A 13,735-nucleotide genomic window follows, 5' to 3' on the forward strand; every position below is an offset into this window, starting at 1 on the left:
CCTCAGTCGATGCGCATATCGAGGCCGAGGTCGAGTGCCCGCGCGGAGTGCGTGAGCGCGCCGACCGAGATCACGTCGACGCCCGTCTCGGCGATCGCGCGCACGGTCTCGAGCGTCACGCCGCCCGAGGCCTCCACGATCGCGCGGCCGGCGATCAGCTCCACGCCGCGTCGCAAGTCTTCGAGGGAGAAGTTGTCCAGCATGACCGTGTGCGCACCCGCAGCGAGCACCGGTTCGATCTGCGCGAGCCGGTCGACCTCGACCTCGACGTGCGTCGTGTGCGGCAGGCTGGCGATCCCCGCGCGCAGCGCCGCCGTGAGCCGCAATTCGTCGCGGCCGGTCAGCACGGCGAGGTGGTTGTCCTTCGCCATCACGGCGTCGGACAGGGAGAACCGGTGGTTGAAGCCGCCGCCGCAGCGCACAGCGTGACGCTCGAGTGCGCGCAGGCCCGGTGTCGTCTTGCGGGTGTCGACGATGCGCGCGCGGGTGCCCGCCACCTCCGCGACGTAGCGGGCGGTGAGCGTCGCGATGCCCGACATCCGCTGCGCGAAGTTCAGGCCGACGCGTTCGGCCGTGAGCACGGAGCGCGCGGATCCCTCGACGACGGCGAGCACGGCGCCGGGGGAGAAGGCCTCCCCATCGGCGGCACGCAGCTCGACGGAGACGTGCGGATCGGTCGCCCGGAACGCGGCCGCGAACACCGCGCCGCCGCTGAACACCCCGGGCTCACGCGCCACGAGCTCCGCGCGCGCGGTGGCCTCCGCAGGCAGGAACGCGGTGCTCGTCAGGTCGCCCCAGGGCGCGTCCTCCTCGAGCGCGGCGGCGACCGTGCGGTCGATGATCTGCGGGGTCAGCATGCGGCTCCCACCGTCGTGAGCTCTCGGGCGACCGGAGCGGGGGCGGCGTCCGCGCGCCAGTGCGCTCCGACCGATGCGCTCCGCGCGAGCGCCGCGGCGACCACCGCCTCGGCCACGATGAGCAGGTTCACGTCCTCGTGCGCGGCGACGGCTACCGGATTGGGCGCGGTCGCCCGCCATGCGGCGATCGTCCGTGCTGCCGCCCGCAGTCCGTCGGCGTCGCGGATGAGACCCGCGTGCTCCCACATCAGGCGCTGGAGGGCGCCGCGCGAGAACGGCGCCATGTCGTGGTGCCTCCCCGCCGGCTCGACACGCTCCGCCCGCGCGGCGACGGGTGACGCAGCGGGGGCGAGAGGTCCCCAGGCGACCGCAGCTGCCGCGCGGGCGCCGAACACCGCGCCCTCCAGCAGCGAGTTCGACGCGAGGCGATTGGCGCCGTGCACGCCCGTGCGGGCGCACTCGCCGACCGCGTACAGCCCGGCGAGGGCCGTGCGACCGTCCAGATCCGTCACGATCCCGCCCATCAGATAGTGCGCGGCGGGTGTGACCGGGATCGGCTCGCGCGTCCAGTCCAGCCCGCGCGCGCGGACAGCGGCGTCGATCGACGGGAAGCGCTCGCTCAGCCCGGGGATCCCGGTGGCGTCCAGGCGCACGCGTCCGCTCTGCGCCGCGATGGCCCGCGCGACCACGTCGCGCGGCGCGAGCTCGCCGTCCGGATGAGCGTCGAACGCGAAGCGGCGGCCGTCCTCGTCGACAAGCACCGCGCCCTCGCCGCGCACCGCCTCCGACACCAGGAACGGGGTGCCGGCGGCGAGGACCGTCGGATGGAACTGCACGAACTCCAGGTCGCGCACCTCGGCGCCGGCTCGGATCGCGGCCGCGATGCCGTCGCCCGTCGCCACGGCCGGGTTGGTCGTCCGGGCGTACAGCTGTCCCGTGCCACCGGTGGCGAGCACGACGGCGTGCGCCGTCAGCATCCGCGAGCGCCCCTCGACGAGGAGGCGCACGCCGCGCACAGCCCCGTCCCGCACGACGAGGTCGGCGAGGAACGCGTGCTCGACGATCCGGATGCCCGCTTCGCGCGCCCGGCGCAGCAGTGCGCTCTCGATCGCCAGGCCCGTCGCGTCGCCGCCCGCATGCAGGATGCGCGGAAACGAGTGCGCGGCCTCGAGTCCGTGCCGCAGCCTGCCGGTCGCGTCGCGGTCGAACGCGACGCCCCACGCGGCGAGCTCGCGGATGCGCTGAGGTCCCTCGGTGACGAGCACCTGCACCGCCGCTTCGTCGCACAGGCCGGCGCCCGCCGTCAGCGTGTCGCGGACGTGGTCCTCGATGCGGTCCTCGGGGAAGAGGACGCCGGCGATCCCGCCCTGCGCGCACCGGGTGGATCCGTGATCCGCGCCGCCCTTCGTCACGAGAGTGACCTGCACGCCGCGACGGGCGGCGTGCAGGGCGAAGGTCAGCCCGGCGATGCCGCTGCCGACGACGATGGCGCTCGTCACGTCACACCGCCCGAGCGTATGCCTGCGGCACGCACGCGAGCATGCGGTCCAGCGCGACGCGCGCGGGCTGCGCGACCGAGCCGGGCACGGTGATCCGGTTCACGACGCGTCCGGCGGCGAGCTCCTCCAGGGTCCACGCGAGGTAGCCGGGATGGATGCGGTACATGGTCGAGCACGGGCACACGACGGGATCGAGGCAGAAGATCGTGTGCTGCGGGTGCTGCGCCGCGAGGCGCTGCACGAGGTTGATCTCCGTGCCGATCGCGAAGGTCGCGGGTTCGGTCGCGCCCTCGATCGCGCGCCGGATGACGTCGGTGGAGCCGGCTTCGTCGGCCGCGTCCACGACCGGCATGGGGCACTCGGGGTGCACGATCACGCGCACGCCCGGGTGATCGGCGCGGGCCTTGTCGATCTGGTCGACCGTGAAGCGGCGGTGCACCGAGCAGAACCCGTGCCACAGGATCACGCGCGCGTCATGCAGGTCGCGCTCGGTCGATCCGCCGAGCGGACGGTGCGGATTCCACATCGGCATCGCCTCGAGCGGCACGCCCATGGCCTTGGCCGTGTTGCGGCCCAGGTGCTGGTCGGGGAAGAACAGCACGCGGCGGCCGCGCGCGAAGGCCCACTCCAGCACCGTGCGCGCGTTCGACGACGTGCACACGATGCCGCCGTGCCGCCCGACGAAGCCCTTGATCGCCGCCGAGGAGTTCATGTAGGTCACCGGGACGACGGGAACGAGGCCCTCGGCATCCGTCTCGTCGAGTGGCCCGTACAGCTCCTCGAGCTGCTCCCAGCACTCCTCGACCTGGTCGATGTCGGCCATGTCCGCCATGGAGCAGCCCGCCGCAAGGTTCGGCAGGATGACCGCCTGATCGGGCCCCGAGAGCAGGTCGGCCGTCTCGGCCATGAAGTGCACGCCGCAGAAGACGATCGCCTCGGCCTCCGGATGCGCCTGCGCGGCCTTGGCGAGCTGGAACGAGTCGCCCACGTAGTCGGCGTGACGGACGACCTCGTCGCGCTGGTAGAAGTGCCCGAGGACCACGACCCGCCCGCCCAGGGCCGCCTTCGCCGCGCGGATGCGGTCGTGCAGCTCGTCCTCGGACGCGTCGCGGTACGCGGCAGGCAGGGCGCCCTGAACGGGCGAGCCGGTCGGGATCACGTCGCCCATCGACGCGCCGGGGCCGTAGCCGGGGGCGCTGTCGAACGTCCAGGGCGCGGCGGCGAGCTCGGTCGTGCACGCGGTACCGGGTCCGACGCCCGAGGCGATCGCCTGGATGCCACGGTCGACCGAGGGGTCGAGCGGCCGACGGAGGGGGAGCACGGGAGAGGCGGGCATGACGCACCGTCACCTTCTGGTCGTTTCGCCACTTACTGTCGCGATCAGATTAAGTCGTTTCGACCAGAACTGCAACGGGCACGGGAAGAGAGCGCCGCGGGGTGGGCGGGAGCGCGGCGGCGCGGGCCGCGAGACGCTCAGGATGCGTCGGCCTCGGCGTTGTAGCGGTACAGGCGCGCGGGGCGGTGCTTGCCCGTGCGGAACGACTCCGTCGGCACCAGCGCCTCCGAGCCCTCCAGCAGGCGACGGAAGTTCGACGGATCCAGGCGGCGGCCGAGCACGGACTCGTACACCTCGCGCAGCTCGGTGAGCGTGAAGCGGTCGGGGAGGAGGCCCGCCGCGATGCGGCTGTATCCGACCTTGTTGCGCAGGCGCCACAGGGCGTACTCCGCGATGCGGTTGTGGTCGAATGCGAGCGGCGGCAGGTCGTCGACGTCGAACCACTCCACGTTCTCGGGGGCGCCCGCCACGGCGCGTTGCGCGTCGACGAGATCGGAGCGCAGCAGCGCCCAGTACACGACGGACACCACGCGCGTGGGCGACCGGTCGACGTCGCCGAACGTGTACAGCTGCTCGAGGTAGCTGGGCGTGAGCGCCGTGGTCTCGGCGAGCGTGCGCGCGGCGGCGTCGGCGAGGCCCTCCGCGGCTCCCAGCCAGCCGCCGGGGAGCGCCCACATGCTCTTGTGCGGCTCGCGCGTGCGCCGGACGAGCGGCAGCATCAGCCGGTCTGACTCCGGGTCCGGGCGCAGCGAGAAGATCACGGTCGACACGGCGACGCGGATCTCGTCCGCGGGTCGCTCGCTCGTGTCGCTCACCCTTCGACCCTACTTCTGCCCGCGGCCGCCGCCGGAAGCGCGCAGTGCACGCTTCCGGGGCCGGGCGCCGAACAACTTGACTCAGGTCAACGATCTGTGACATAGTTGACGCATGTCAACCGATCTTGCGAGCCCAGACACCGATACGAGATCCACGCCCGCGATGCGTCCGGCGCAGGTGCTGCAGGCCATCTCCGGCCTGATGGCGGCGATGTTCGTCGTGCTGATCTCGTCGACGGTCGTCGCCACGCCCATGCCGCAGATCATGGCCGACCTCGGCGGCACCAACACGGAGTACACGTGGGTGCTCGTCGCCGCGTTCCTCACCATGACGGTCACGACCCCCGTGTGGGGCAAGCTGTCCGACATCTTCAATCGCAAGGCGCTGCTGCAGATCGCGCTGGCGATCTTCACGCTCGCCACCGTCGCCGCGGGCTTCGCGGGCTACATCGGCGGCGACAGCCACGACGGTGGCGCGTCCTGGCTCATCGGCTGGCGCTTCGTGCAGGCGGTCGGCACCGGCGGTCTCATGGCCCTCGGTCAGGTGGTCATCGCCGACATCATCTCGCCGCGCGAGCGCGGCAAGTACATGGGCATCATGGGCGCTGTCATGGCGGTCGGCCAGATCGCCGGCCCGCTCCTCGGCGGCGTGATCGCCGACACGTGGGGATGGGAGTGGTGCTTCTTCGTCTGTGTGCCGATCGCCGTCGTGGCGTTCGTCATGATGCAGGCGACCCTGCACGTCACCGCACGCCCGCGTCCCGTGCGCGTCGACTTCCTCGGCATCGGCTTCGTCGTGGCCAGCATCGGCCTGTTCCTGATCTGGATCCTCTTCGGGGGCAAGCCCGCCGACGGCGGCTTCGAGTGGAACTCGGCCCTGAGCTTCCTGATCGCCGGTGCGGGCGTGTTCTTCGCTGCCGCGGCGATCGTCATCGAGTTCCGCGCCAAGGCGTCCGAGCCGGCCGCGCCCGGCCAGCCTCGCCCGGTCAAGATCGACCTCGTGGGCGCCGCGTTCATCGTGTCCGGGATCTCGCTGATCCTGATCTGGATCAGCCTGGGGGGCAAGCCCGACGCCGGCGGCTTCGCATGGGACTCGCCCGCCAGCCTCACGATGGTCGGCGTGGGCGCGCTGCTCACGGTCGGCGCCATCGTCACCCAGTTCGTCGTGGCCGAGCCGATCATCCCGCTGCGCCTGTTCGCGCAGCGCACGTTCGCCCTCGCGTCGGTCGCCTCGGTCTCGGTCGGCGTGACGATGTTCGGCACCTCGGTCTTCCTCGCGCAGTACCTGCAGTACGCGCGCGGCTTCACCCCCACGGACGCGGGGCTCGCCACGATCCCGATGGTGATCGGCTCGATGGCCGGCGCGATCGGCGTGGGCCAGGCGATCTCCCGCACGGGCAAGTGGAAGATCTTCGTCATCCTCGGCGCCGTCGTCCTGACCGCCGGTCTGGCGGGGATGTCCACCATCCACTACGACACGAACATCTGGGCGGTGTGGGGCTACATGTTCCTGCTGGGCCTGGGCTCGGGCGTGCTGATGCAGAACCTCGTGCTCGTCACCCAGAACTCGCTGCCGCCGACGATGCTCGGCTCGGGCAGCGGCGCGATCACGTTCTTCCGCAGCCTCGGCGGCACGGTCGGCGTGACGGTGCTCGGATCCATCCTGGGCACGCAGGTGGGCGACAAGATCAAGACGGGCCTCGAGGAGCTGGTGGCGAAGATCGACCCCACACTCGGCGTCCCGCAGCTGCTCGCGGACAACCCCGACTGCGCCGACAGCCTCCAGCAGATGCAGTCCGGCAGCCTCCCCGACATCGCCGCCCTGTGCGAGCCCGTCCGCACGGTCGTGGAGAGCGGATACGGCGACTCGATCGCGCACCTGTTCCTTCTCGTGGTGCCGCTCGCGATCGTGACGCTGATCTGCACGATCTTCCTGCCGAACAAGCCCCTGTCGCGCAAGACCGCGGCGCAGCAGATCGAGGAGGAGCTGGGCGCCGAGCTCTCGGCGCTCGAGCCCGCCGAGCGGGGTGGCGCGGGCTTCCGCGAGCTCGTCGAGACCGGCCGGATCACGCTGCCGGGCGAGCAGCCGACGCGCCGCAGCCGGCGCCGCGACGGCGAGTGAGCGCGCCGTGGTCCACGAGAATCGGGACATGCAGGGAGAGTCCATCGACGAGCTCGAGGCGGCCTTCGCGGCGCTCGGGCCGCTGATCAAGGAGTGGCGCAGCTCGGTCGCGTCCGAGTTCGACCCGGAGATGCGGCCGGGCACCTGGATGGTGCTGCGCACCGTGCTGCACGCGGCCCGCTCCCAGGGCGAGCCGCTGACGGTGTCGGACATCATCGCCGAGACGCAGATCGACAAGTCGGTCGTGTCCCGTCACCTGCGCGACCTGAAGGAGAACGGCTTCGTCACCCTGCATCGCTCGGAGGCGGATGCGCGCGTGTTCGTCGTCGAGCCGACGGAGGCCGCGCGCGACCGGGAGGCCGCGATCAAGCGCATCGCCCGCTCGCGCTACCGCCTGCTGTTCGGCGACTGGGAGGAGCGGGACATCTCCGAGCTGACGCGACTGCTCAACCGGCTCGCGCAGTCGACGCACCGGCTGCGCTGACCCGTCCGGCAGCACGACCTGCAGCCCGCCGCGCCGTCTTCCGGCGCGGCGGGCTGCTGCGCGATATGCTGACCCGAGCACCGCGCGCAACCCTCGGCGCGGCACAACCGAATACGGCCCCATGATCCCCGCGGGAGAGTCGCCGGGCGTCAGGATCCAGCGGATCCGGCGCGAGCGCGACACCGAAGGAGCAAGCCTCCCCGCCAATCTCTCAGGTCCACGTACCGTGCGGATCGGGCCACTCTGGAAAGTGGAGCCCATGCTCCCGCCGACGGTGAAAGACGACGCGCTCGCGCAGGCGCCGCCGAAACTCTCAGGTCCATGACAGAGGGGGAGTTCTCCCGGTCTCATCCGAGATCCGGGGCACTGGAGAACTCATGGACGCCCTCGACACCCCTCCCGACGGGGACCCGCGCGAGACGCCGCTGCGCGGCGAGCACGAGGCCCTCGGCGCCTCGTTCACGGACTTCGGCGGCTGGCTCATGCCGGTGCGCTACTCGTCGGACCTCGCGGAGCATCACGCGGTGCGCCAGGCGGCGGGCCTGTTCGACATCTCGCACATGGGCGAGCTCCTCGTCGAGGGACCTGGAGCGGGCGAGTTTCTCAACCGCGCCCTGGCCGGTGCCATCTCGGCCGTGCCCGTCGGCCGCGCCAAGTACACGATGATCCTCGCGGAGGACGGCGGCATCCTGGACGACCTGATCGTCTACCGCCTGCAGGACGAGGTGTTCCTCGTGATCGCGAACGCCGGCAACCGCGAGACCGTCGCCCGCGCGCTGACCGACCGGGTCGCGGGCTTCGACGCGACGGTCGAGGACCAGAGCGACGACTACGCGCTGATCGCGCTGCAGGGGCCCGCGGCGGAGCGCGTCCTCGCCGCGGTCTCAGTGGTGACGGACGTCTCGCCCGCGCTCGTCGACCTGCGGAACTACGCCTGGGGATCCGCGTTCTTCGAGGGCGAGCCGCTGCTGATCGCCCGCACCGGCTACACGGGCGAGGACGGCTTCGAGCTGCTCGTCCCTGTCGCGCACGCCGCCGCGCTCTGGCGTGCGCTGCTGTCGGCGGGCGAGCCGCACGGCCTCGTTCCCGCGGGCCTCGCCGCGCGCGACACCCTGCGGCTCGAGGCCGGGATGCCGCTGTACGGTCACGAGCTCTCGCGCGACATCGTCCCCGCGCAGGCGGGCCTCGGCCGCGTGATCCCCGCCGGCAAGACGGGCTTCGTCGGCGAGCACGCGCCGCGCGAGGGGGCACGCGCGCTGATCGGCCTGTCGGCGGAGGGCCGCCGCGCCGGGCGCGCGGGATACGCCGTGTACCGCGGAGACGACCTCGTGGGCGAGATCACGAGCGGCGCGCTCAGCCCCACCCTCGGCCACCCCATCGCCATGGCGTTCGTCGATCCCGACGCCGCGCACGCAACCGACCTGACCATCGACATCCGCGGCACGCGCATCCCGGCGTCCGTGACCGACCTGCCCTTCTACCGGAGGAACTCATGACCGACCTCAACGCCCTCTCCTACACCGCCGAGCACGAGTGGATCGCCGTGGACGGCGACGTCGCGACGATCGGCATCACCGACTACGCGGCGGATCAGCTGGGCGACGTCGTGTACGTCGACCTTCCCTCCGTGGGCACCACGGTGACGGCCGGCCAGGTCTTCGGCGAGATCGAGTCGACCAAGTCCGTCTCGGAGCTGTACGCGCCGGTCGACGGCGAGGTCGTCGAGGTCAACGACGACGTCGACGCGGACCCGGCGACCGTCAACTCCGACGCGTTCGCGGCCTGGCTCATCCGGGTGCGCGTGACGTCCGAGCCCTCGGGCCTGCTCGACCGCGACGCGTACGTCGCGCTGACGGGCGGCGACGCGCAGTGAGCCTCGACTACGCAACGCGGCACATCGGCACCTCCGCGACCGACCACGAGACGATGGCGGAGGCCGTCGGCATCCCGGCGGACGACCGCCGCGCGCTCGAGCGCTTCATGGATGTCGCGGTGCCGCCCGTCATCCGCACCGGATCGCCCCACGGTGAGGGGCGGCTGCCGCAGCGGGGCGTCTCGGAGGCCCAGGCGCTCGCCGAGCTGCGCGCGCTCGCCGCGCAGAACCGCGTGCTCACGCCGATGATCGGCCTCGGCTACAGCGACACCCTGACCCCGTCCGTCATCCAGCGGAACGTGCTCGAGAACCCGTCCTGGTACACGGCTTACACGCCGTACCAGCCCGAGATCTCGCAGGGCCGGCTCGAGGCGCTGCTGAACTTCCAGACGATGGTGGGCGACCTCACGGGGCTACCGGTCGCGAACGCGTCGATGCTCGACGAGGCGACCGCCGCGGTCGAGGGGATGCTGGTCGCGCGTCGCGCCGTGCGCGGCGGCGGCGACGTGTTCGTCGTCGACGCGGACGCGCTGCCGCAGACGAAGGCCGTGCTGGCGGTGCGCGCCGAGGCACTGGGCATCGAGCTCGTGGAGCTCGACCTCGCGGGCGGCGCCGAGCTGCCGGAGGGCCTGTTCGGGGCCCTGGTCCAGTACCCCGGCGCATCGGGGCGGATCTGGGACCCCTCGGGAGTGATCGACGCCGTGCACGTCGCGGGCGGCCAGGTGGTCGTCGCCGCCGACCTCATGGCGCTGACGCTCGTCGCATCGCCCGGGTCGCTCGGCGCGGACATCGTGGTCGGGTCCACGCAGCGCTTCGGTGTGCCGCTCGGCTTCGGCGGCCCGCACGCGGGCTACATGGCCGTGCGCACGGGCCTCGAGCGCCAGCTGCCCGGACGCCTCGTGGGCGTGTCCGTCGACGCGGAGGGGAAGCCCGCGTACCGGCTCGCACTGCAGACGCGCGAGCAGCACATCCGCCGCGAGAAGGCGACGTCGAACATCTGCACCGCGCAGGTGCTGCTCGCCGTCATGGCGTCGATGTACGCCGTCTACCACGGGCCGACCGGGCTGCGGGACATCGCGCGCGGCATCGCCGCCAAGACCACGCTGCTGCGCGACTGGCTCGCGGAGACCGGCGCGGAGATCCTGCACGAGGCGTTCTTCGACACGCTCGCCGTGCGCGTGCCGGGCCGCGCGGACGACGTCGTCGCGACCGCGCACGAGCTCGGCGTCCTCCTGCACCGGTTCGACGTCGACACGGTCGGCGTCTCGGTCGGCGAGGCCACGACGATGACGGACCTCCACCGCGTCGCGCGGGCCTTCGGCGGCCCGGAGCGGCGGTCCTTCGGGCACTTCGAGAAGCAGGCGCCCGACAGCATCCCCGCCGCGCTCCGTCGCACGGACGCTTACCTCACGCACCCCGTGTTCCACACGCACCACAGCGAAACGTCGATGATGCGCTACGTCAAGGCGCTCGCCGACAAGGACTACGCGCTCGACCGGGGCATGATCCCGCTCGGCTCGTGCACCATGAAGCTCAACGCCGCGACCGCGATGGCGGCCATCACGTGGCCGGAGTTCGGGCGCATCCACCCGTTCGCGCCGCGCGAGGACGTGCCGGGCTACCTCGAGCTGATCTCGCAGCTCGAGGCCTGGCTTGCCGACGTCACGGGCTACGACGCGGTCTCGCTGCAGCCGAACGCCGGATCGCAGGGCGAGCTCGCGGGCCTGCTCGCGATCCGCGGCTACCACCGCTCGCGCGGCGACGTGCAGCGCGACGTGTGCCTCATCCCGTCGTCCGCGCACGGCACGAACGCGGCTTCCGCCGTGCTGGCGGGCATGAAGGTCGTCGTGGTCGCGACGGGCGAGGGCGGTGATGTCGACCTCGCGGATCTGCGCGCCAAGATCGCGGCGCACGCCGACACGCTCGCGGCGCTCATGATCACGTACCCGTCGACGCACGGCGTCTACGAGCACGACGTGCGCGACGTCACCGCGGCCGTGCACGAGGCCGGCGGCCAGGTGTACATCGACGGCGCGAACCTCAACGCGCTCGTCGGCCACTCCCGCTTCGGCGACCTGGGCGGCGACGTGTCGCACCTCAATCTGCACAAGACGTTCGCGATCCCGCACGGCGGCGGCGGCCCCGGCGTGGGACCCGTGGCGGCCAAGGCGCACCTCGCGCCCTTCCTGCCGTCGCACGCGTTCGCGCAGGGCGACGCGCACGCGGACGGCATCGGTCCCGTCTCCGCCGCGCCGTACGGCTCGGCCGGCATCCTGCCGATCACGTGGGCCTACATCCGGATGATGGGCCGCGAGGGCCTCACGGAGGCGACGAGCGCGGCCGTGCTCGCGGCGAACTACGTCGCCGCACGGCTCAAGGACCACTACCCGGTGCTGTACACGGGCGAGGACGGCCTCGTCGCGCACGAGTGCATCCTGGATCTGCGTCCGCTGCGCGAGCGCACAGGGATCACGGTCGACGACGTCGCCAAGCGCCTGATCGACTACGGCTTCCACGCCCCGACCATGTCGTTCCCCGTCGCGGGCACTCTCATGGTCGAGCCGACGGAGTCGGAGGACCTCGCCGAGCTCGACCGCTTCGCCGACGCCATGATCGCGATCCACGCCGAGGCCGAGCGCGTTGCGGCGGGGGAGTGGCCCGCGGACGACAACCCGCTCGTGAACGCACCGCACACCGCGGCCGCGGCGGTGGCGTCCGACTGGGCGCACCCCTACGCGCGCGAGCTCGCGGTGTATCCGACCGGATCCGTCGCGGCGAAGTACTGGCCGCCCGTGCGTCGTGTCGACCAGGCCTACGGCGACCGCAACCTCGTGTGCGCCTGCCCGCCGATCGAGGCGTTCGCCTAGGACGCGGAGCGAGCGACGCGAGTCGAAGCGGTCGGGACCTCGCCGAGGCATCGTGCGACCGTTTCGATTCCCTCGCTGGCGCTCGGTCGCTGAACGAACAGGGTCTGGCTGACTGGCCTGTTCGTTGAGCGAGCGGAGCGAGTCGAAACGGCCCAGACTCTGCCGGGGCATCGTGCGACCGTTTCGACTCCCTCGCTGGCGCTCGGTCGCTCAACGAACAGGGTGTCGCCGTGTCCGTGCTGTCGGACGCCCTGCGGCCACCGCCGCGACCGCCGGTAGGTTTGGCCCGTGAGCTTCGCTGAGACACCCGTCCTCGAGAACGACGTCGTGCGGCTGGAGCCGCTGTCGCACGACCATCGCGACGACCTCGCCGAGGCCGTGGGCGATCTGTGGCGCACCTGGTACACGCGCATCCCGTCGCCCGAGCAGATGGGCGACGAGATCGACCGCCGTCTCGCGCGGCAGGCCGCGGGTGCGCTCGCGCCGTGGGCGGTCGTCGACGCGCGCACGGACCGCGCCGTCGGCATGACGACCTACCTCAACCTCGACGAGGCCAATCGCCGCCTCGAGGTCGGCTCCACCTGGCTCGGCCGCGTCGCGCAGGGCGCCGGCATCAATCCGGCCGCCAAGCTGCTGCTGCTCGAGCGCGCATTCGACGTGCTCGGCTGCATCGCCGTCGAGCTGCGCACGCACTGGCACAATCACCAGTCGCGCGCGGCGATCGAGCGCCTCGGGGCCAAGCAGGACGGTGTGCTGCGCAGCCACACGATCATGCCGGACGGCATTGCGCGCGACACCGTGGTGTTCTCGATCCTGAGCACCGAGTGGGCCGCGGTGCGCGCGGGCCTCGCGCACCGGATCGCGGCGCGCTGAGCACCGGCAGCCGGGTCAGAACAGATCGGGCAGAAGGGTCGCCGCGAGCGGGTAGCCGACGAACGCGATGACGTCGATCACGGTGTGCGCGACGACGAACGGCATGAGCCGGCCCCAGCGCCGGTAGCACCATCCGAACACCAGACCCATGGCGATGTTGCCGACGATCGCGCCCCAGCCCTGATACGCGTGATAGGCGCCGCGCAGGATGGCGGCGCTCACGATGATCCGCCACGGTCCCCACCCGAGGCGTGAGAGCCGGTCGCCGAGGTAGCCGAGCACGATGACCTCCTCGACGAGTCCCGCGCGCAGGGCCGACAGCACGAGCAGCGGCACGGTCCACAGGTCGAGCGCGCCGGGGGAGGCCTCGACCTCGACCGTCACGCCGATCGCGCGCCCGGCCGCGTAGAGCGCGAGGCCCGGGATCCCGATGGCCGCGACCAGGGCGATCCCGCGGCCGGCGTCGCCGCCGAAGCGCGAGAAGTCCAGGCCCAGGCGCCGCAGCGCGCTGCGGCCCGGCTCCCACAGCAGGAACAGCACGAGCGCCACCAGGGCGAGGTCGAACGCCACGTCGAGCACGCGATACAGGACGTCCCACACCACAGCGGCGTCGAGCGGAGTGTTGAGCTGCGCCGACTGCTCGGACAGCGGCACGGGCTCGAACAGACGGCGGACGAGGGAGAGCACGGCGTAGAGCGCCGACTGGCCGACGGTGATCGCCAGCACGAGCACGATCTCGATGCGCACGCGCGTCCGCGCGGAGGCGTCGACCGGGCTCGGAAACGGATCGCTCTGGGGCACCCGGCAAGACTGCCACACGACCATATGCCCGGATCCGGGCATGAATTCGTCGATCCCCGTCAGATTGCCCAATCACGTGCGCCCGCTGTAAAGGGTATGTAACGGTTCTGCGCAACATTTGGGTCAGTCCGCTGCTCGGCTTAGGGTGATCGCTATCGCCCACGCGTCTACCCGGCCCTGGGCACCTACCCACCCTTCCCCAGGAGGA

At 72.0% G+C, this 13,735-nt stretch carries 11 protein-coding genes and 2 riboswitches; of the genes, 6 read left to right on the plus strand and 5 right to left on the minus strand.

The annotated features are described in order from the left end of the window. Positions 1–2 precede the first annotated feature (2 nt). The 4 genes from nadC to BJP60_RS05355 all read right to left on the minus strand — a co-directional run bounded on the left by nadC (position 3) and on the right by BJP60_RS05355 (position 4,462). On the minus strand, positions 3–857 hold the full coding sequence (gene nadC / locus BJP60_RS05340; protein WP_203138057.1) for a carboxylating nicotinate-nucleotide diphosphorylase: 855 nt from the start codon (positions 855–857) through the stop codon (positions 3–5). Next, positions 851–2,356 (minus strand): L-aspartate oxidase, encoded by a 1,506-nt coding sequence (gene nadB, locus BJP60_RS05345; protein WP_203138058.1) that lies wholly within the window; start codon positions 2,354–2,356, stop codon positions 851–853. Before nadB ends, nadC begins: the two co-directional genes overlap by 7 nt. Before the next feature lies 1 nt (position 2,357). Beyond that, positions 2,358–3,692 carry a quinolinate synthase NadA gene (gene nadA, locus BJP60_RS05350; protein ID WP_203138060.1) on the minus strand — a complete coding sequence of 445 codons (1,335 nt, stop codon included), beginning with the start codon at positions 3,690–3,692 and terminating at the stop codon, positions 2,358–2,360. 137 nt (positions 3,693–3,829) lie between these two features. Further along, positions 3,830–4,462 (minus strand): NUDIX hydrolase, encoded by a 633-nt coding sequence (locus tag BJP60_RS05355; protein ID WP_238439631.1) that lies wholly within the window; start codon positions 4,460–4,462, stop codon positions 3,830–3,832. 157 nt (positions 4,463–4,619) lie between these two features. Between BJP60_RS05355 and BJP60_RS05360 the strand changes: the two genes are divergently transcribed. The 6 genes from BJP60_RS05360 to BJP60_RS05385 all read left to right on the plus strand — a co-directional run bounded on the left by BJP60_RS05360 (position 4,620) and on the right by BJP60_RS05385 (position 12,726). Next, on the plus strand, positions 4,620–6,629 hold the full coding sequence (locus BJP60_RS05360; protein WP_203138062.1) for an MFS transporter: 2,010 nt from the start codon (positions 4,620–4,622) through the stop codon (positions 6,627–6,629). A 28-nt stretch (positions 6,630–6,657) separates the two neighbouring features. Continuing rightward, entirely contained in the window at positions 6,658–7,113 is a 456-nt protein-coding gene (locus BJP60_RS05365) for a MarR family winged helix-turn-helix transcriptional regulator (protein WP_203138064.1), read from the plus strand. A gap of 121 nt (positions 7,114–7,234) precedes the next feature. After that, a riboswitch (glycine riboswitch) is annotated at positions 7,235–7,350 on the plus strand. Then, positions 7,351–7,451, plus strand: a riboswitch (glycine riboswitch). Between the two features lie 39 nt (positions 7,452–7,490). Then, a complete protein-coding gene (gcvT, locus tag BJP60_RS05370; RefSeq protein ID WP_203138066.1) occupies positions 7,491–8,609 on the plus strand; it encodes a glycine cleavage system aminomethyltransferase GcvT in 1,119 nt (372 codons plus the stop codon). Continuing rightward, positions 8,606–8,986: a glycine cleavage system protein GcvH gene (gene gcvH, locus BJP60_RS05375; RefSeq protein ID WP_203138067.1), complete on the plus strand. Its 381-nt coding sequence runs from the start codon at positions 8,606–8,608 to the stop codon at positions 8,984–8,986. Before gcvT ends, gcvH begins: the two co-directional genes overlap by 4 nt. Beyond that, entirely contained in the window at positions 8,983–11,853 is a 2,871-nt protein-coding gene (gene gcvP / locus BJP60_RS05380; protein WP_203138068.1) for an aminomethyl-transferring glycine dehydrogenase, read from the plus strand. Before gcvH ends, gcvP begins: the two co-directional genes overlap by 4 nt. A 288-nt stretch (positions 11,854–12,141) precedes the next feature. Further along, complete coding sequence (locus BJP60_RS05385) at positions 12,142–12,726, plus strand: GNAT family N-acetyltransferase (protein WP_203138069.1); 585 nt, start codon at positions 12,142–12,144, stop codon at positions 12,724–12,726. Positions 12,727–12,741: 15 nt separating this feature from the next. Here BJP60_RS05385 and BJP60_RS05390 read toward each other — a convergent pair whose 3' ends face one another. Further along, entirely contained in the window at positions 12,742–13,551 is an 810-nt protein-coding gene (locus tag BJP60_RS05390; RefSeq protein ID WP_203138070.1) for a CPBP family intramembrane glutamic endopeptidase, read from the minus strand. Between the last annotated feature and the right edge of the window lie 184 nt (positions 13,552–13,735).

The organism is Microbacterium sp. JZ31 (assembly GCF_016805985.1).
Classification (GTDB): Bacteria; Actinomycetota; Actinomycetes; order Actinomycetales; family Microbacteriaceae; genus Microbacterium.

What these genes read in the sequence shown, in the direction of transcription:
- gcvT (WP_203138066.1), top strand. Translation starts at nt 7,491, where the DNA reads ATGGACGCCCTCGACACCCCTCCCGACGGGGACCCGCGCGAGACGCCG.
- nadA (WP_203138060.1), bottom strand. Translation starts at nt 3,692, where the DNA reads ATGCCCGCCTCTCCCGTGCTCCCCCTCCGTCGGCCGCTCGACCCCTCG.
- BJP60_RS05365 (WP_203138064.1), top strand. Translation starts at nt 6,658, where the DNA reads ATGCAGGGAGAGTCCATCGACGAGCTCGAGGCGGCCTTCGCGGCGCTC.
- BJP60_RS05360 (WP_203138062.1), top strand. Translation starts at nt 4,620, where the DNA reads ATGTCAACCGATCTTGCGAGCCCAGACACCGATACGAGATCCACGCCC.
- gcvH (WP_203138067.1), top strand. Translation starts at nt 8,606, where the DNA reads ATGACCGACCTCAACGCCCTCTCCTACACCGCCGAGCACGAGTGGATC.
- BJP60_RS05390 (WP_203138070.1), bottom strand. Translation starts at nt 13,551, where the DNA reads ATGGTCGTGTGGCAGTCTTGCCGGGTGCCCCAGAGCGATCCGTTTCCG.
- nadC (WP_203138057.1), bottom strand. Translation starts at nt 857, where the DNA reads ATGCTGACCCCGCAGATCATCGACCGCACGGTCGCCGCCGCGCTCGAG.